The organism is Catellatospora methionotrophica (assembly GCF_011297335.1).
GTDB classification, from domain to species: Bacteria; Actinomycetota; Actinomycetes; order Mycobacteriales; family Micromonosporaceae; genus Catellatospora; species Catellatospora methionotrophica.
This window is the reverse complement of the sequence record NZ_JAAOTJ010000022.1, coordinates 95,879-114,453: the sequence shown is the minus strand read 5'-3', so window position 1 is coordinate 114,453 and position 18,575 is coordinate 95,879. Positions and strand designations below refer to the sequence as shown.

The 18,575-nt window shown below is 73.6% G+C and carries 16 protein-coding genes; 9 read left to right on the top strand and 7 right to left on the bottom strand.

Going from position 1 to position 18,575, the window contains the following annotated elements; all coding sequences use genetic code 11:
• Positions 1-12 precede the first annotated feature (12 nt).
• From HAV40_RS32825 to HAV40_RS32795, 7 genes are all read left to right on the top strand, one after another.
• Entirely contained in the window at positions 13-930 is a 918-nt protein-coding gene (locus tag HAV40_RS32825) for a phytoene/squalene synthase family protein (protein WP_166388171.1), read from the top strand.
• Positions 930-1,337, top strand: coding sequence for a lycopene cyclase domain-containing protein (locus tag HAV40_RS32820; protein WP_166388170.1), 408 nt, complete (start codon positions 930-932; stop codon positions 1,335-1,337). Before HAV40_RS32825 ends, HAV40_RS32820 begins: the two co-directional genes overlap by 1 nt.
• Positions 1,327-1,662: a lycopene cyclase domain-containing protein gene (locus HAV40_RS32815; RefSeq protein WP_166388169.1), complete on the top strand. Its 336-nt coding sequence runs from the start codon at positions 1,327-1,329 to the stop codon at positions 1,660-1,662. The genes HAV40_RS32820 and HAV40_RS32815 overlap by 11 nt, the downstream gene beginning before the upstream one ends.
• The gene (locus HAV40_RS32810) at positions 1,655-2,320 is read left to right on the top strand and encodes a lysophospholipid acyltransferase family protein (protein ID WP_166388168.1); all 666 of its coding nucleotides are present in this window, start codon (positions 1,655-1,657) and stop codon (positions 2,318-2,320) included. The genes HAV40_RS32815 and HAV40_RS32810 overlap by 8 nt, the downstream gene beginning before the upstream one ends.
• Positions 2,308-3,378, top strand: coding sequence for a glycosyltransferase family 2 protein (locus tag HAV40_RS32805; protein WP_166388167.1), 1,071 nt, complete (start codon positions 2,308-2,310; stop codon positions 3,376-3,378). The genes HAV40_RS32810 and HAV40_RS32805 overlap by 13 nt, the downstream gene beginning before the upstream one ends.
• Positions 3,375-4,493 (top strand): cytochrome P450, encoded by a 1,119-nt coding sequence (locus HAV40_RS32800; RefSeq protein WP_166388166.1) that lies wholly within the window; start codon positions 3,375-3,377, stop codon positions 4,491-4,493. Before HAV40_RS32805 ends, HAV40_RS32800 begins: the two co-directional genes overlap by 4 nt.
• A 575-nt stretch (positions 4,494-5,068) precedes the next feature.
• On the top strand, positions 5,069-6,658 hold the full coding sequence (locus HAV40_RS32795) for a pectate lyase family protein (protein ID WP_166388165.1): 1,590 nt from the start codon (positions 5,069-5,071) through the stop codon (positions 6,656-6,658).
• Between the two features lie 46 nt (positions 6,659-6,704).
• On the opposite strand, the gene HAV40_RS32790 is transcribed toward HAV40_RS32795, so the two are convergent.
• The 7 genes from HAV40_RS32790 to HAV40_RS32760 all read right to left on the bottom strand — a co-directional run bounded on the left by HAV40_RS32790 (position 6,705) and on the right by HAV40_RS32760 (position 15,945).
• Positions 6,705-7,289 carry a neocarzinostatin apoprotein domain-containing protein gene (locus HAV40_RS32790; RefSeq protein ID WP_166388164.1) on the bottom strand — a complete coding sequence of 195 codons (585 nt, stop codon included), beginning with the start codon at positions 7,287-7,289 and terminating at the stop codon, positions 6,705-6,707.
• Between the two features lie 11 nt (positions 7,290-7,300).
• Positions 7,301-10,174: an ABC transporter permease subunit gene (locus HAV40_RS39010; RefSeq protein WP_166388163.1), complete on the bottom strand. Its 2,874-nt coding sequence runs from the start codon at positions 10,172-10,174 to the stop codon at positions 7,301-7,303.
• Positions 10,171-10,890, bottom strand: coding sequence for an ABC transporter ATP-binding protein (locus HAV40_RS32780; protein ID WP_166388162.1), 720 nt, complete (start codon positions 10,888-10,890; stop codon positions 10,171-10,173). Before HAV40_RS32780 ends, HAV40_RS39010 begins: the two co-directional genes overlap by 4 nt.
• Positions 10,880-12,214 carry a type 1 periplasmic-binding domain-containing protein gene (locus tag HAV40_RS32775; protein ID WP_166388161.1) on the bottom strand — a complete coding sequence of 445 codons (1,335 nt, stop codon included), beginning with the start codon at positions 12,212-12,214 and terminating at the stop codon, positions 10,880-10,882. Before HAV40_RS32775 ends, HAV40_RS32780 begins: the two co-directional genes overlap by 11 nt.
• Positions 12,215-12,217: 3 nt before the next feature.
• Positions 12,218-13,276: a COG1361 family protein gene (locus tag HAV40_RS32770; protein ID WP_166388160.1), complete on the bottom strand. Its 1,059-nt coding sequence runs from the start codon at positions 13,274-13,276 to the stop codon at positions 12,218-12,220.
• Positions 13,273-14,217: a WxL protein peptidoglycan domain-containing protein gene (locus HAV40_RS32765; RefSeq protein WP_166388159.1), complete on the bottom strand. Its 945-nt coding sequence runs from the start codon at positions 14,215-14,217 to the stop codon at positions 13,273-13,275. Before HAV40_RS32765 ends, HAV40_RS32770 begins: the two co-directional genes overlap by 4 nt.
• Before the next feature lie 72 nt (positions 14,218-14,289).
• A complete protein-coding gene (locus HAV40_RS32760) occupies positions 14,290-15,945 on the bottom strand; it encodes a WxL domain-containing protein (RefSeq protein WP_166388158.1) in 1,656 nt (551 codons plus the stop codon).
• A gap of 211 nt (positions 15,946-16,156) precedes the next feature.
• Here HAV40_RS32760 and HAV40_RS32755 point away from each other — a divergent pair, with 211 nt between their 5' ends.
• Both HAV40_RS32755 and HAV40_RS32750 read left to right on the top strand, forming a co-directional pair.
• Complete coding sequence (locus HAV40_RS32755; protein WP_166388157.1) at positions 16,157-16,846, top strand: hypothetical protein; 690 nt, start codon at positions 16,157-16,159, stop codon at positions 16,844-16,846.
• A 133-nt stretch (positions 16,847-16,979) separates the two neighbouring features.
• Complete coding sequence (locus HAV40_RS32750) at positions 16,980-18,566, top strand: SDR family oxidoreductase (protein ID WP_166388156.1); 1,587 nt, start codon at positions 16,980-16,982, stop codon at positions 18,564-18,566.
• Positions 18,567-18,575 lie beyond the last annotated feature (9 nt).

Sequence of the window (18,575 nt, the reverse complement as noted above, 5' to 3'; positions counted from 1 at the left end):
CAGGAGAGCCCCGTGGAGCCTGAACTCGCCGCGGCGTACGAGCGCTGCCGGCAGCTGCACCGCCACCACGGCCGCACCTACTACCTGGCCACCCGCCTGCTCCCGGCCGCCAAGCGCCCCCACGTGCACGCCCTGTACGGCTTCACCCGCTACGCCGACGAGATCGTCGACAGCACCGACGACCTGCCGCCCGCCGAGCGCGCCGCCCGGCTGCGCGAGTGGTCCGACCGCTTCGTGGCGGGCCTGCACGGGGCCCGGGTCGACGACCCGCTGCTGCCCGCGGTGCTGCACACCATCGAGCGCTACGACATGGACCGCGCCGACTTCGCGTCGTTCCTGCGCAGCATGGCCATGGACCTCGAAGTCACCGAGTACGCCGACTACGACGACCTGCTCGACTACATGGAGGGCTCCGCCGCGGTCATCGGCACGATGATGCTGCCCATCCTGGAGCCGGAGAACGCCGCCGCGGCCCGCGAACCCGCCCGCCAGCTCGGCCTGGCCTTCCAGCTGACCAACTTCCTCCGCGACATCGGCGAGGACCTGCAGCGGGGACGGATCTACCTGCCCCAGCGCGACCTGCGCACGTTCGGGGTGAGCCCGGCCGAGCTGTACCAGGCCGCCGCGCGCGGCACCGCCACCACGGCGATCCGCGAACTGGTCCGGTACGAGATCGTCCGGGCGCGGGAGCACTACGCCGCCGCCGCACCCGGCGTCACCATGCTCGCGCCGACCTCCCAGGCCTGCATCCGCACCGCGTTCCACCTGTACGGCGGCATCCTCGACGAGATCGAGCGCGCCGATCTCGACGTGTTCGCCCGCCGCGCGACCGTGCCCACCCGCCGCCGGTTGCAGGTAGCCGCCCGCTGCCTGCTCACCCCCGCCGGCACCCCGATCGCGACGCCCCGCGCGCCGGAGCGGGCGAGCTGATGGACCCACTGCGCTACCTGTTGATCCTGGCCGCCTGCGTCGCCGTGACGCTGCCGCTGGAGCTGGTCCTCGGCGCGCGCGTCTACCGGCAGCCACGGCGGCTGCTCCTCGCGCTGGCGCCGGTCGTGGCCGTGTTCGCGCTCTGGGACCTGATCGCCGTCGCGCGCGGCCACTGGTGGTTCTCCGAGCGGTACACCACCGGCGTGATCCTCGCGGGCCTACCGTGGGAGGAGTGGCTGTTCTTCCTGGTCGTGCCGCTGTGTGCGCTGCTCACCTTCGAGGTGCTGGGCCGCGGCCCGCAGCTGCTGCGCCGCGCCCGTGAGGCCCGGTCGACGCACCGCCGCGCCACCGACGGGGAGCCCGCTCAGCCGCAGCTGCCCGCCACCGGGAGCAGCCGTGGCCGCTGAGTACACGATCGCCGCCGTCGCCGCTCCGGTGGCCGTGGTGGGGCTGGAGCTCGCCGTGCTGCGCACCGGTCTGCTGCGTACGGTCCGGTACTGGGTGACCGTGGCGATCTCGCTGGCGTTCATGGTGCCGGTCGACGGCTGGCTGACCCGGCCCGACGCGACCGTCGTGCACTACGCCGAGGAGCAGATCAGCGGTCTGCGCGCGCCGTGGCACATCCCGGTCGAGGACTACGGTTTCGGCCTGGCCCTGATCACGCTGACCCTGCTGCTCTGGCAGCGCCAGCGCGGCCGTACGCCCGCCGAGGGCGAGGCCCGTGATGGCTGACCCGGTGGGCGCGTTCCTGCGCCGCGGCTTCACGTACATGGTCCGGCGCGACCTGCGTGGGGTATGGCTGCGCGGCGGCCTGCCCCGCGGCCCGTTCGTCTGGGCCGCCAACCACCACAGCTGGTGGGACCCGTTCGTGGCGTCCGTCGTGCTGGACCGCTCGCAGCATCAGGCGTGCCTGGTCATGCAGCAGGACAACCTGGCCCGGTACCGGTTCATGCGCCGGGTCGGCGTGTTCGGCACCGCCGAACCCCGCACCGGCCTGCGGCTGCTCGCCGACGGCCGCTCCCTGGTGATCTACCCCGAGGGCGAGTTGCGCCCGGCGGGCCCGCCCGGCCCGCTGTCGCCCGGCGCGGCCTGGTACGCCCGCCAGGCGCGGGTACCGCTCTACGCGGTCGCGGTCCGGGTGGTGCTGCGCGGGCAGACCAAGCCCGAGGCGTACGTCTCCTGCACCGAGGTGACCCGGCGCGGCCGTGACGACCAGGTCACCGAGCTGCTCACCGACACCCTCGCCGCCGACCTGTCCGCCCTGGACAGCCAGCTCGCCGCCGCCGAGCCCCGGCGGCCGCTGGCCAGCTTCCGCCGGGTGCTGACCGGGCGGCGCAGCGCCGACGAGCGCATCGACGCCGTGCAGGGGGCCGCGCCGTGGGCCTCCTGAGCACCGCCGTCACCGGCTTCCACCTGGTCAAGACGGCCGGGCTGGTGAGCAATACGCGCTCGTTCCCGGTGCTGGCGCGCGGGCAGTCCACGTCCGGCCGGCCGCGTACGTCGCTGCTGGTGCCCGCGCGGGACGAGGCCGCCCGGCTGCCGTACACCCTGCCGGGCCTGCTGGCGCAGCCCGCCGAGGAGATCCTGGTCCTGGACGACGGCTCGACCGACGGCACCGCGCGGATCGTGGCGGGTTTCGACGACCCGCGCCTGAAGCTGATCACCGGCACGCCCCGGCCCGACGGCTGGATCGGCAAGAACTGGGCCTGCCACCAGCTCGCCCGGGCCGCGACCGGGGACCTGCTGGTCTACCTGGACGCCGACGTGACACTGCGGCCCGGCGCGCTCGACGCGGTCTGGACGCAGGTGCGCCGCCAGCGCGCCGACGTGTTCTCAGTGTTCCCGCGCCAGCAGACCGGCACCCTCGGCGAGCGCTTCCTGGTCCCGCTGATCGACGAGAACCTGCTCGGCTTCCTGCCGCACCAGCTGCTCGACCTGCCGATCCGGGCCGCCGCCGTGGCCAACGGGCAGCTGCTGGCGTTCCGGCGCGCCGCGTACGAGCACGTCGGCGGGCACGCGGCCGTCGCCGGGGAGATCGTCGAGGACCTGGAGCTGGCCCGGCTCAGCCGCCGCAAGGGCCTCAAACTGGGGCTCGCGCTCGGCGGCGACCTGGTCAGCACCCGGATGTACGACGGCTACCGCAGCGCCGTACGCGGGGTCGGCAAGAGCATGCGGGCCGCGCACGGGGGCAGCGACGTGCTGCTGGCGGCCAGTTTCGCCTGGAACGTGACCGCGTACACGCTGCCCTGGCTGCTGTGGCGGCGCGGCGGAGCCTGGCGGGCCGCAGCGCTGCTCGGGCTCGCCGAACGGGTGCTGTCCAACGCGAAGACCGGGCGCGGCGCGTACGCCGAAGCGGCGCTGGTGCCGTTCACCGCGCCCGCCGCCGTGCCCGTCTACCTGACCGCGCTGCGCCGCACCGCCGTCTGGAAGGGACGGGAGTACCGGTGAGCCTCCCCTCCCCCGCGGGCACGCCCCTGCTCGGCCACCTGTGGCGCTGGTCCACGAACCCGGTCCGGCTGCTGCAGGACGGGGCGCGCACCGGTGACGTGTTCCGGCTGCGGCTGTGGCGCACCGCCGTGGTCGGGTACACCCCCGACTGGAACCGGGCCGTGCTCGGCGACCTGGACACCTTCCGCAGTATCGGCAGCCTCAGCGGGCTCACCCCGTACCTGTCGGCGGGCGTGGTGTACCAGGACAACCCCGAGCACGATCCGCGCCGCAAGGAACTCAACCCGCACTTCCACGCGCGCGCCCTGGACCACCTGCTCGAACGCCTCGACCTGGTGGGGCGTGCCGACCTGCCCACCGGCCGGTTCGAGGCGCTGGGCTGGGCCAGCGACGTGGTGCGCCGGATGCTCAACGCCGCGTTCTTCGCCAACACCATGCCCGATCGGCTGCTGGCCGACTTCCTGCACCCGCTGCAACGCGCCGCGCCCGGCCCGATGATCCCGCGCCCGCTGCTGTTCCGCCGCCTCGACGCCGCCATCGCCGCGATCCTCGCCGACCCGCCGCCGGGCAGCCTCGCCGAGGCCATGTCCGGGATGGACGGCGCGGTCGCCGAGATCCGGGTCGGGCTCGCCGCCGGATACGACACCACGGCGCACACCCTCGCCTGGGCGCTGTGGCACCTGGCCGGTGCGCCCGAGTGGCGGCAGGCCGACACGCTCGGGCAGGTGCTCGACGAGATCCTGCGCCTGTACCCGGCCGGGTGGCTCGGCAGCCGCGTCACCGCCCGCGACACCACCGCCAGCGGCGTCCACCTGCCCGCGAACACCCTGGTGCTGTACTCGCCCCTGCTCACCCACCGCGACCCTCGGCTGTGGCCCGACCCGCACGCGTTCCGGCCGGAACGCTTCGACGACGGCCGTCCCGCGTGGGGTTTCCTGCCGTTCAGCGCCGGACGGCGCACCTGCCTCGGCGCGCACCTGGCCCGAGCCATGCTGCTCGCCGCCCTGCGCCCCTGGTCCGACGCCAAACTAGCCCAGCTAGAGGGCGACCCCACCCCCTCCGCCGCCATCGCCCTACGCCCCCGCGGCCCCCTCCACCTCGACCGCCGCTGGTAACCGCCCTACCCGGCGCCCTGCGAAGCGGCCTGCGGCCGAAGATCGCCGTTTCAGGTCGAAAGGTGAGGTCTGGCCGCACTTTTCGACCTGAAACGGCGATCTTCGCCTCGGGACCGGCAGCGGGTCTGCGGACGATCGTCAATGGATCGCGGGGCGTGCAACCGGCCGACGCTGCAACAATCCTGCAAACGGTGATCCATTGACTTCGTCTCGTCCGGACTGCACCGTGTTAGGGAATGCGCTTTCCCGAAGCGCCGGCGGAACGGGCCTCCCGCCGGTCGTGACCGGGGCGCGTGGCTACCGGCGCCCGGCCGTTCCCCGATCGGGCGGCTCCGGCTCGAGACGGCAGCCCGCGACCCCGACGGTTCGGCACGAGCGCAGCCGCCGCCGGCCTCGAAGGCCCGATTCCTGGCCGCGACGGCACCGAGGTCCGATCCATCGCGACAACAGCACCCCTCCCCCAGGTCGATCCGCGACCCGCCGGCACAGGCGACAGGCCCGTAGCCTCGCCGACCCGCCGCGTCGACCATCACCCGCGGCGTACCTCCGCGACCGAACACGAAAGCGAGACGACGATGAAACGACGACTCGGATGGCGGCTCCCGGCCGCACTGGCCAGCACGGCCGTGGTGGCCGCGGTGGGCGTGGCCCTGCAGGCCCCCCAGGCCGTGGCCGCGACCGGCGGTGTCACCGGCTACGCCACCCAGAACGGCGGCACGACCGGCGGCGCGGGCGGCGCGACGGTGTCGGCCTCCACCGGCACCGCGATCCACGCGGCCCTGTGCAACCGGGCCAGCAGCAGCACCCCGATCATCATCCAGGTCTCCGGGACGATCAACCACGGCAACACCACCAAGGTGTCCGGCAACAGCTGCAACACCGCCGCGGACAAGATCGAGCTCAAGGAGATCAGCAACGTCACGATCATCGGGGTCGGCGGCGGCGCGATCTTCGACCAGCTGGGCATCCACATCCGGGACTCCAGCAACATCATCATCCAGAACGTGACCGTCCGGAACGTCAAGAAGTCGGGCTCGCCCCTGTCCAACGGCGGCGACGCCATCGGCATGGAGAGCAGCGTGCGCCGGGTCTGGGTCGACCACGTCACGCTGGAGGCCTCCGGCGGCGAGTCGGAGGGCTACGACGGCCTGTTCGACATGAAGGACGACGTCCAGTACGTGACGCTGTCCTACGCCATCCTGCGCAACTCCGGCCGCGGCGGCCTGATCGGCTCCAGCGAGAGCGACACCGGCAACGGCTTCATCACGTTCCACCACAACCTGTACAGCAACATCGACTCGCGTACGCCGCTGCTGCGCGGCGGTATCGCGCACATGTACAACAACCACTACGTGAACCTGCACGAGTCGGGCATCAACTCCCGGGCCGGCGCGAAGGCCAAGGTGGACAACAACTACTTCAAGGACTCCAAGGACGTGCTCGGCACGTTCTACACCAGCGAGCTGGGCTCGTGGCAGGTCTCCGGCAACATCTTCGACAACGTGACCTGGTCCTCGCCCGGCACCGACAACCGGCCCGCCGGTCCGAACGTGGTGTCCAACACGACCGTCAGCATCCCGTACGCGTACACCCTGGACGCGGCGAGCTGCGTGCCCAGCGTCGTCGCCGCGACGGCGGGTGCCAACAAGGGCCTGCAGGTGTCCAACGGCAGCTGCACCCCGGTCTCGCCGAGCGCGGGCCCGACCAGCAGCCCCACCCCGCGCCCGTCGGCGAGCACCAGCCCGTCGGCGCAGCCGTCGGCCTCGCCGAGCAGCAGCCCGCAGCCGCCGAGCGGCACCAACCTCAGCCTCGCCTCCGACGCCGGTGCCGACGGCTCCAGCAAGGCCAGCGGCACCAGCTACGGCAACGTGAAGGACGGCAGCCTGACCACGTTCTGGTCGCCTTCCGGCGCGACCGGTGACATCTCGGTCAAGTGGAGTTCCGCCAAGTCGGTGTCGCGGGTCATCATCCGCGAGGCGTCCGGCTCCACCGGTGCCATCGGGTCGTGGCAGCTGCTCAACGGGGCCAACGGCGCGGTCCTGAAGTCGGGCAGCGGCGCGGGCACGATCACCTTCACCGCCACCTCGACGACGAAGGTCACCCTGCGCATCACCAGCTCGTCGGCCACGCCGAAGGTCGCCGAGTTCGAGACCTACGCCAGCTGACAACGTCCGAGCGGGAGCCGTCGACCTGACGGCTCCCGCTTTCCTGTCAGCCGGTGACCGCTCGCCTGCGGCGCGGCATGAGCAGCAGGAACCCGATGCCGGGCAGCAGCAGCGCGGTGCCCGCCAGCACGATCACCCAGTGCTCGTCGCCCGGCCCGGTCTTGGCCAGCGTGCCGCCCGGCGACTGCGGCGCGGGCGAACTGCCGCCCGTACTCCCGAAAGAGATCTTCGTGCTGGTGGCGTTGGCCTTGACGATGTCGTCCGAGGCCGACGACGGCAGGATCTGCGCCGCGATGACGCATTGGCGCGTGGTGCAGTCGAACGAGCCGAACTTCTTCGCCACCCGCAACGTCACCGAGGGGATCTTCCCGCTGGCGTCGGCGTTGACGAACTGCGCCCCGCCCGCGAGATTGCAGTCGGTCGGGCCCTTCACCTCGGCGATGCACTGCCCGATCGCGATCTGCTTGAGGTTCGCGGTGAACCCCGAACCGTTGACCGTGATCGACGTACCGTCGCTGAGCCCGGTCGCCTTGCTCAGCGTCAGCACCGGTTTCGCGGCGGCCGGTGACGCGATCATCGGCACGGACACCGCCAGGACGGCGACGACCGCGACCGCACGTGCTCTCCACATGGGAACCTCCTTCAGACGGGGGCACCTGATCGGTGCACCGCGGCGGTATCGGCGCCGAGGTACGCGGCGACCACGGCGGGATGGGTGCGTACCTGGTCGGGTGTGCCGTCGGCGATGACCCGGCCGGAGTCCATGGCGACCATCCGGGTCGCGAGCCGCGACAGCAGCGGCAGATCGTGCTCGATGACCAGCAGCGCCACGCCGAGCTCCTGGTTCACCCTGGTCAGCAGGTCGGCCAGCGCCACCCCGTCGGCCTGCGACACCCCCGACGACGGTTCGTCGAGCAGCAGCAGCGACGGCTCCAGCGCCAGCAGGCAGGCCAGCTCGACCGTGCGGCGCGTCCCGGTGGACAGCTCCCCCACCTGCCTCTGCGCGTACGCCGCGAGCCCGAACAGGTCGACCAGGTCCCCGGCCAGCGCCTCCTGCCGCCGCTGCGGCCCACGCCCGCCGAGCGCGGCGGTCAGCAACCCGGTCGGCGCGAGCCGCTCCCCCGCGACCAGCAGCGACTCCCGCACCGTCAGCGTCGGAAACAGCCGCGCGTCCTGGAACGACCGCACCAGCCCCAGCCCGGCCCGCCGCTGCGGACTCCACCCGGTCACGTCCCGCCCCGCGAACGCCACCCGCCCCTGATCCGGCCGCGTGAACCCGGCCAGGATCTCGAACAGCGTCGTCTTGCCCGCCCCATTCGGCCCGATGATCCCCACGACCTCCCCGGCCCCCACCGCGAGATCGACCCCGCCAACGGCCCGCACCCCACCGAACGCCCGCGCAACCCCCCGCGCCTCCAACAGCGCCCCCGCCCCGACCACGACCGGCACCGCCCGCCGCGGCAACCGCACCGCCCTCACCGCGCCCGCACCACCGCCCGCACCCGTCGAGCTACCGCCCGCCGAGGCCCCACCCGGAAGATCGCCGTCTCGGGTCAAAACCTCAGGTGAGACCGCAGGTTTCGACCTCAAGCGGCGATCATCGTCGTCCAAGGGCCACCGTCCGCCGGGCAGCAGCCGGGCCACGCGTGAGCGCCACCCGCGCCGCCCGCCAGGCGACTCGACGCGTGACCGCTGCCTGCCGGGTAGCCGGCCGACCAGGCGGGCCAGGGGTTCGCCGAGGCCGCCTGGCATGGTCACGATGACCAGTAGCCAGCCCAGGGTCAGCGCGGCCTGGCCGAAGATGCCGAGTTCCACGAGGCCGGGCAGGCCGACCAGGAGCAGCGCGCCGAGGATCGAGCCGCCGAGCAGGCCGAGGCCGCCGACCACGGTCAGCGCGACCACGTCGATCCCGGCCGCCGCCGGGAAGCTGTTCACGGTGACCTGCGTCTGACCGTGCCCGATGACGACGCCGCCGAGCCCGGCCAGCGCGCCTGCCGCCGCGTACAGCTGGAGTTTGCGGCGCGGCGCGGGCACGCCCAGCGCGCGGGCCGCGTCCTCGTTGTCGCGCAGCGCCAGCACCACCCGGCCGAAGCCACCGGCCCGCAGCCGGTGCGCCAGCCAGAGCGCGAGCACCAGCATCAGCAGCGCGAACAGGTAGTAGTCCTTGGCCAGCACCAGCGCGTACCCGGTCCACACCGGCTTGGGCGCGCTGATCCCGTCGCCGAGCAGCCACGGCAGTCGCAGCAGCCACGCCTCGGCGGCCAGCGCGAACGCCAGCGTGGTGGCCGCCAGCGCGATACCCCGCAGCCGCAGCGCGGGCAGCCCCACCAGCACGGCCGCCCCGGCAGCGGCAGCGCATCCGGCGACCGCGCCGGTGAAGAAGTTCCCGGTGGATCCGGCCACGTGCAGCGACACCGCCGCGCCGATGCCCGCGAACGCGAACTGCCCGAGCGACAGCTCCCCGGCAAGGCCGGTCACCAGCAGCACGGACAGGCCGACGACCGCGAACCCGGCCACGGTGGTCAGCGCCGACGCGGTCTCGTTGGTGACCAGGTAGGCCGCCCCGGCCGCCGCCAGCAGGGCGAGCCCCGCCAGGACCCGTCCGGCCAGGGACGCGGGTGCGGGCACGGCGCGCGGCCAGCGGGCCTGCCCGCCGTCGCGGCGGCCGAGCTGCGGCTGGACCAGCAGCGCCACCAGGATGAACAGCGCCAGCGCCAGCGACACCCCGCCCCGGCCCGCGCCCATCGACAACAGCACCTGCTCGCCGACGCCGACACCGAGGCAGGCCGCGAACGCGACCGGCAGCGAGGCCATCCGCGCCGCCACCGCCCCGGCCAGGCCGCGCAGCAGCAGTTCGGGCCCGAGGGTGTCGATCGACTGCGCGCCCTGGGTGGGCGTCACCAGGATCGCCGAGAACGCCGCGACGGCACCGGCCATCGCCCAGGCCAGCGTCGTCATGCGCGCCGCCGGGATGCCGTTGAGCTGTGCGGTGTCCGGCGCGTCGGCCCCGGCGCGGACCGCCAGGCCGAACCGGCTGCGCCGCAGGAACAGCGCCAGGCCGCCCAGCAGCAGCGGGGCCAGCAGCGCCATGGCCGTGAACGCGGGCCCGACCGGGGTGCGCCCGAGCGTGAACGACGGCATGCCCGGCGGCTTCGGGAAGGTCAGCCCGTTCAGCCCCTGACTGCTCACCAGCAGCGCGAGGACCAGCACGAACTGCGACAGCCCCAGCGTGGCGATCATCCCGGTGACCCCGGGCCGCCCGCGCAGGCGGCGTACGACGGCGACCTCGATCAGCGCGGAGACGCCCGCCGAGACCGTCATGGCCAGTGGGAACGCCACCCAGTACGGCACCGCGGCACCGGTGACCAGCTGGCTGAGCACGGCCGCGCCGAAGACGCCGACCGAGCCGTGGGCGAAGTTGAGGAAGCGGCTCGACCGGTACACCAGCACCAGGCCCACCGCCAGCAGGCCGTACGTGAGGCCGGTGAACAGGCCCAGGACGATCGGGTCGATCATGCGTGACCGCCCAGCATCAGCGAGCGCACCAGCTCGGGCTGCGCGCGCAGGTCCTCGGGGCGGTGCTCGGCGGCGATCATGCCCCGTTCCATGAAGCAGATCCGGTCGACCAGCGACAGCGCCACGTTCACCGACTGCTCGACGACCAGGATCGCCACGCCCGTCGCGTTGAGCCGCCGCAGCAGCTCCAGCAGGCCGCCGACGACGATCGGGGCCAGGCCGAGCGACAGCTCGTCGACGAGCAGCACGCGCGGGCGCTGGATCAGGGTCTTGGCGAGCACCAGCATCTGCCGCTCGCCGCCGGACAGCGCCGAGGCGGGCTGGTGCGCGCGCTGCGCCAGGCGCGGGAACACGGCCAGGGCGGCGTCGACGGCGTCGCGGACCTGGGCGGGCGGCATGGCGTACCCGTGCAGGCGCAGGTTGTCCAGCACGGACAGCGAGCCGAACGCGGCCTGGCCCACGACGGTGGACAGGCCCAGCCGCACCCGGCGCACCGCCGAGACCCCGGTGACGTCCGCGCCGCCCAGCTCGACCCGGCCCGCCGTGGGCCGGTGCAGGCCGGACAGCACCCGCAGCAGCGTGGACTTGCCGACCCCGTTCGGGCCGCACAGGCCCACCATCTCGCCGGGCCCGACCCGCAGGCCGACCCCGAACAGCACCTGCACCGGACCGTACGAGCAGTCGATCCCGGTCGCCGAGAGCGCGTCAGCCGGCAAAGCGCTTCTCCTCACCGCGATAGGCGAAACACGAACACCCGGTGTCGTACGCCAGCACCCGGTAACCGCCGCCCGCCGCCCGCCGGTCCCCGCCGAGCAGCCCGCGCATGCCCGCCGCCGGAGTGAACCGGTCCCCGAGCGCGGCGGCCGCCCGCGCGAACGCGGCCGCGTTGAGGTTCGCGCCGAGGTCCTCCGCGGCGGCGTGCAGCAGCAGCGCGGCGTCGCAGTAGGTGACCGCGACGCGGGCGTTCTCCCTGGTCTTGAAGCTCTGCCCGCCCTTGGCGAGGATGTCCAGGCAGGCCCGCTCGGCGTCGCCGCCGGGGAACGGCAGCCCGCTGTCGGGCACGTCCTGGCTCGGGTTGAAGCCGATGCCGACCATGCCGTCCAGGGCCGCGACCGGAATCGTGCCGGGGTTGTTCACCAGGAACGCCGGGTTGTCGAAGCTGGACACCGCGTAGCGGGCCGTGTAGCTCTGCGCGGCGGCCGTGGTCAGGAAGAACGACGCCAGCCGGGCCCCGCCGAGGAACATCACCCGGCTGATGCCACGGCTGCGGAAGTCGACGACGGCCTGGTTGAGCCCGGCGTTCAGGGTGCCGAGGTCGGTGGTGTCGACCCAGGAGACGGCCGGTGCGACGCCGAGCCTGCGCAGCTCCGGCTCGGCCAGCCGCTCGTAGACGGCATGGTTGACCGGGGTGTCGGCGGCGACCACGCCCGCCGCGTCGACGCCGGTGAAGAAGCCCTCGCCGTCCAGCGAGGCCAGCAGCGCCCTGACGAACTCGTCGTAGCCGGGATAGCTGGCCGACCACAGGTACGGCGACAGCCGCGCGTACGTGGCGTCGTCGTTGGGGACCAGGGTCGCGTCGAGCATCAGCGTGCCGCGCGAGGCGTAGCAGGGGCGCGCGTTGGACTGGAACTGCCCGGTCAGCACCACGGCGAACGCCTTGTCGTCCTGGGTGATCTGGTTGCACAGCTTCTCCTCGGCGGCCGGGGAGTCGTTGCTGGCCTCGTACGAGCGGAACACCGCCTGCATGCGCCGCCCGGCGATGCCGCCGTTGGCGTTGACGTGCTCCTCCAGGGCTTTGACCTGTGCCGGGAGGTCGCCCGCGTCGGCGGTGCGGAAACCCAGGGTGCTACCGGTGGTGCCCAGGTCGACGCCGACGAAGACGACCTTCACGGTGCTGTCGGTGACGCCGGGCCCGGTGCCGGTCAGCGCCACCGGCGGCCCCTGGTCCAGCGCGCCCGGCATGACGGCCGAGCAGCCGGTGAACGCCACCGCCGCCACCACCGTCGCGGCCACGGCGCGCAGCGCCGTAGATCTGTCCACGGGTCACCCTCTTTCGCGAACGGCAAGGTAGGCGTCGAGCGCTGCCAGGTCGACGACCGCGTCCGGCTGCTGCGGCTCGCGTTCCAGCAGGCGGCGTACCTCGTCGGGGGCGAGCTGCCCACCCGCGAGGCGGCGCATGCGGCCCGCGCCGGGCGCGTCGTCGAAGACGAGGTACGCCCCCAGCTCCGGCACCCGCACCACGGCGGGCAGCAGCATCGGCCCGTCCACGGCCAGCACCGGCCCGGCGGCACGCAGCCGTCGGCGGCGGACCAGCCGCAGCACCCCGAACACGATCAGCGCGACGCCGACGACGTTGAGCAGCACCAGCCCCCACGGGTACGCCTGGTGCACCGCCTTCGCCTGCCCCAGCCCGCCCAGCTCGGCGGTCACGGGGTACGCCCCGAACGCCGCGAACGGGATCGTGACCGCGACCTCGTACGTGCGGGTCTCGCCGGGCCGCAGCTCGCCGCTGGCCGGGGTGGGCACGGCGTCGAGCCCGTTGCCGACACGCACCGTCAGCGGGGCACCGGTCAGCGTCGACGCCCCGGCGTTGCGCACCGTGTAGACCAGGGTGCGGTGCTGCGGCCCGCCGAACCAGGCCGACACCGACCCGCCCCCGCTCAGCCGCGCCTCGACCACCTCGACCCGGGCCTGGGTACGCGGAGCCGCCGGCACTGGTCCCGTCGGGTGCCCGGACACCTCCAGCGGGGTGTCCACGTGCCCGCTCTCGCCGCTGCCCACCGCCGCGGCATGTACCACGCACGGGCAGGGCCGGGGCGGCTCGCCGACGGTGAGCACGACGGAGAACGTGCCGTCCGGCTTCACGGCGGTGGCCAGCGCGCCGCGCATGTCGCACGACGCCGACCCGCCCAGCGCCAGCTCCCCGCACGTGACCAGCTGCACCAGCCGCCCGGCGGGCCAGTTGGCACCCGTCACCCGCACGGTGTCCCCGGGCCGGGCCTTGGGCGCGGACAGCGTCACGCTCCAGCCGTCGGCCCGCGCCGGAATCGGCACCGCGAGCACGGCCAGCAGCGCGATCAGGGCGGCGGCCACGCGCTTCATGCCAGGCCTCGCGGGCGCGGGCGGCGGGCCCGTCGGCGGCGGCGGAGCAGCAGGAACGCGACGGCGGCGAGCAGGGCGAGCACGCCGAGCGCGGGCCAGACGCCGGTGACCGTGGTCGTCGAGCCGGTGGCGGTGACGCCGCCCTCGGCGGTGGCGGTGACCGTGGTGGTGACGACGTCGACGGGCCACGTGCCGCGCAGCGCCGCCCGCAGGCGGGTGCGCGCGCCGGGCACCAGGTCGGGCTGCGAGCCGGGTCCGGTCGCGGTGACGGTGTGTCCGAACAGGCCGGACGAGGTCACCGTGAGGGCGGGCACCAGGTGGATGTTGCCGGTGTTGGCCAGCGTGTAGGTCAGCTCCCCGGCGTCGGCGTCGACGTCCTGCACGGCCAGGCCGGGCACGGTCGGGCCGCTGACCCGCAGGTAGACGCGCGCCGCCACGGCGTGGGTGACGCCGACCGTCAGGCCGCCCTCGGCGAGCTGCCCGCTGGGCGTGGCCTCGGCCGCGACGACGCCGCCGACGTGGTCGCCGGGTGACGCGTTCGGCGGGACGGTGATGGTGAACGGGATGTCGGTCTGGCGCTTGGCGGGCACGACGATCTCGGCCAGGCCCAGCTGTGTCCACGCGCCGATGCCCTGCTGCCGCTCGGCCTGCGGGCGCAGCCCGAACCCGCCGTCGGCGCTGGTGTTGAAGGCGTCCGCGCCGTACAGGCGCAGGGTCATCGGGCGGTCGGTCAGGTTCGCCACGCGCACCGTGTCGATGACGGTGCGGCCGGGCGGCGACTCCAGGAAGAAGTACTGGCGGGGGGCGGGGCCGGGCTTGTCGGGCGGCGTCGGCACGACCGCCCAGCGGCCGTTGCCCGCGGCGTGGGCCGGGACCGGTGCCGTGACGGCGAGCAGCGCGGCGGCGAGCACGACCGCGGCCGTACGCGACCAGTTGGCCATCAGCCTCTCCCCGGGTGGTGGGATACAGGGGGCCGGTGGGGACGGATAGCGCCCGCCCCCACCGGTTCCCGCTCAGCTCAGCGTGATCGTGAGCGTCGCGGTGTACGAACCGGCCTGCTGGTACGCGGGCACGGTCAGGGCGAGCGCCGCGGAGGCGTCGAAGCTGCCGCCGGTGCCCGCCGCGTCGGCCGGAGCCGAGCACAGCGTGGCGCCGTCCACCGGTCCCGCCGTGCCCGCGGCCGCGGTGGCGGCGTTGGTCGCCCCGGCGGTGCCGGCGCAGGCGGGGGTCCAGGACAGGTTCGCCTTCGGGATGGTGCCGCCGGGGGTGCCGGTGAAGTCGGTGAGCGTGCCGACCAGGCTCCAGCCGAAGGTGCTGCCGCGGTAGTCCGTCACCGTGATGACCGGCAGCGTTCCGGTGCTGGTGTGGACCGTGCCGTCGAGCGTGACGCCCGGCAGCGTGATGTTTCCGCTGCCCGCCGCGCGGGCCATCGCGAGGTTGCCCGCGGTGACGGTCTGCGACAGGTTGTACGTCAGCGAGCAGGTCCCGGTCGTCGCCGCGCCGGTCTTCGCGACGCAGGCGTCGGCCGAGGCCGCCCAGTTCGCGATGGCGAAGAGTGTGCCGGGGCCGACCCCCGACGACGCGCCGAGGTACGCGGTCGCGGGGTCGTTGACGGTGTAGGTGGTGCTGATGCCGCCGGAGGCCGAGGCCGTGATGTTCACGGGTGCGTCCCCGGTCGGGTTCGGCGGCGGGGGTCCGGCCAGCGCCTGGTAGCCGCGGATGGCCACCGTGCTGCCCGGGTTCCAGTTCGTGCCGGTCACCGCCGTCGAGGTGCCCGCTCCGCCGCCACCGGGGTTGATGGAGACGGTGGGCGTGCCCAGGATGGTGATCGGCGCGAGGACGGTGTTGACGCCGTCGGAGACCGCGATGCTGCGGACCCCGGTGGTGGCGCCCGCCGGTACGGCGATGGTGCCCGTTCCGGCTCCCGACCCGTTGGTGCTGCCCGTGCCGGAGCCTTCGCCCGTGCCCGCGCCCGCGCCGTCCCGCAGGGAGGCGGTGAGCGTCGCGCCGGGTGCCAGGCCCGTCACCGCGAAGGTGGCGGTGTTGCCCGCGCGGGCGTGCGTGGTGACGGTCTGCCCGGTCACCGCGGTGACCGTCGCCGAGCCGTCGAACACGCTGAACGCCTCGACGATGGTGCTGGCCTGGGGTGCGGCCTTGTGGTCGCGGTCCCCGGCGTTGGAGCAGTACGTCGCCGCGGTGGTGTTGGCGAACTTCACCCGGGTCACCGTGGCGGTGGCCGCACCGGCGGTTCCGGCGACGAAGGTGCCTGTCGCCGAGATCGCGCCGAGCGCCGTGTACGGATCCTTGGCCGACGTCGGGTACGGCGCCAGGTTCAGCGTGACCGTGCCCGACTGCGAGCCGCCGAGCGCCACCGTGGCGACCACCGGGACGTCACCGGCGGACAACGGGGCGGGCCCGTTGAGCGGTCCGGCGGCGGCCGTGAGCGTCACGGTGACGGTCTGGCCCGGTGCCGGCGTGGCCGGTGACAGGGTCAGCCCGAACGTGTCGCTCCAGGTGGTCGGTGACGAGCCGGTGCCCGTGTCGCCGAAGTAGAGCCGGCAGCCCAGCGAGTTCGCCGCCGGTCCGTACGCCTGTGCCGGGGCCTCGATCAGACCCAGCGCGGCGACGACAGCGATACTGCTGGTGACGACCGCCCACTTACTTCGCATGGAACCTCCCTTCTCCCTCTGTTTCGCTAGACGAAACGACGTTCTCGCCAGCGATACGTCAATGAAGTCAGCGGTTACCCGGCTTGTCAACCGTCCGACCGGAGCTGTTTCCGGGCGGGCTTGGGAAACCCTTGCGCCATCAGGGCGGGGAGGTTTAGCTTTCCCACTGACGAAACGGTGTTCCCATCTACGAAACACCAGGGCGGCCCAGATGATCTCTGTGTTGATGGCGTCGATCGCGGTATGCATGCTGATCCTGTCCGGGCTCGCACTGCGCCGCCGAGCCGCCGCCGGACCCGCCGCGGTGCTCGTCGCGGTGATCTGCGCGGGCCTCGCCTACGACAGCGGCGCCGTCGCGATCGGACGGCTGATCGGCTTCGGCCCGGCCCTGGAAGCCGTGAACGCGCCGCGCTACTGGATCCACGCCCTGTTCACGCCGCTGCTGATCGTCGCGGGCGCGGCGCTGGCCGCCCGGCTCGGCGTCGCCGCGCTCGCCCGGCAGCCCGTACGCATCGCCGGAGGTGTGCTGGTCACCGCCCTGATCGCGCTGGGCGTCGGGTCCGACATCGTCGGCCTGCGCCTGGAACCCCGGGAGTACGCCGACACCCTGCGCTACGGCAACGCCGCCACCGCCGGGCCACCGATCCCCGCGATCGTCACCATGCTCGTGCTCGTCATGATCGGCATCCTGGTCTGGCGGTCGGCCCGATTCCCCTGGCTGCTGCTCGGCGCGATCGCCATGTTCGCCGCCGCCGGGGCCGGGGCCGCCCACTTCTGGCTCGGCAACGTCGGTGAACTGCTGCTCCAGCTCGCGGTCGTCGCCACGGTGTACCGCGCGGCCGGGCCCACCGCCTGGACGTCACCGCCTCAGCCGAGCCGGCAGCCCCTCCCGCAGACCTGACTTCGGCGTCCCGAAACGGGCACGCGGTCACCGATGTCCACTGCGCGGTGCCCGTGCCCGGAATGCGGGACGAATTCGACGCGGCATCCGTCGCAGAGGTCCGCCCAGTGGCGCAAAAACGTAGAATTCAGGCATGTCACGGCGAGCGGCGGAGCGGCGGGCACGGGTTCTGGTGACCGGGGCGACCGGCTACATCGGCGGGCGGCTCGCGCCGCGCCTGATCGAGGCCGGGCATCAGGTCCGGTGTCTGACCCGGTCGGCGGGGCGGCTGCGGGACGTGCCCTGGGCGAGCGGGGCGGAGATCGTCGAGGCGGACGTGCTCGACCTGGACGCCACCCGCGAGGCCCTGGACGGCATCGACACGGCCTACTACCTGGTCCACTCGCTCGGCTCGCCACACTTCGAGGACGTCGACCGGCGCGCCGCGCACACGTTCGCCGAGGCGGCACGCCTGGCCGGGGTCAAGCGCATCGTCTACCTCGGCGGCCCGGAGCCGCATCCGACGGCGGGCGGTGAGCCGCCCTCGGCCCACCTTCGTTCCCGCGATGAGGTGGCTACCCTGCTGGCCGCCTCCGGGGTGCCGACGGTGACGCTGCGGGCGGCCGTCATCATCGGCTCCGGGTCGGCGTCGTTCGAGATGCTGCGTTACCTGACCGAGCGGCTGCCGATCATGGTCACGCCCCGCTGGGTGGGCACCCGCATCCAGCCGATCGCGGTCCGCGACGTGCTGCACTACCTCGTGGAGTGGGCGAGCGTGCCGGAGCGGGTGAGCCGGTCGTTCGACATCGGCGGCCCCGACGTGCTGACGTACCGCCAGATGATGGACCGGTATGCCCGCATCGCCGGGCTGCGCCCGCGGGTCATCGTGCCGGTCGGGGTGCTCACGCCGTGGCTCAGCTCGCAGTGGGTCAACCTGGTCACACCGGTGCCCGGCGCCATCGCCAAACCGCTGGTCGCCAGCCTGATCCATGAGGCGGTGTGCCGCGAGCACGACATCGCGCGGTTCGTGCCCGACCCGCCGGAAGGGCTGAAGGACTTCGACGAGGCGGTGGAACTGGCCCTGGTCAAGATCCGCGACGCCGACGTGGAGACCCGCTGGTCGAACGCGACCTGGACGGGCGCACCGGCCGATCCGCTGCCCACCGACCCGGACTGGTCGGGCGGCAGCGTCTACGTCGATCACAAGACGCGCCGGGTGCACGCGCCGCCGGACGCGCTCTGGAACGTCATCATCCGCATCGGCGGCGAGACCGGCTGGTACTCCTCACCGCTGGCCTGGATCATGCGGGGCTGGCTGGACCGGGTCATCGGCGGCGTCGGACTGCGCCGGGGACGGCGCGACCCGGTGGAGATCTACGTCGGGGAGGCGCTGGACTTCTGGCGGGTCGAGGAGATCGAGCACGGGCGGCTGCTGCGGCTGCGGGCCGAGATGCTGCTGCCCGGCCGGGCCTGGCTGGAACTGCGGGTCGACCACGACCTGCTGAGCCCGGAGCATGTGTGCCGCTACGACCAGCGGGCCGTGTTCATCCCGCGCGGGCTGCCGGGTCATCTGTACTGGCAGTGCATCTCGCCGTTCCACCACTTCATCTTCGGCGGCATGGCCCGCAACATCGCCCGCGCCGCCGAGCGGGCCGCCTCGCCCGCCGAGCCGACGCCGCCGCCGGTCCGGGCGCTGTCGTCCACCCGGGTTCGCGCCGAGGCCGCCCCGTCCGGCCCCTGACCGCCCGGA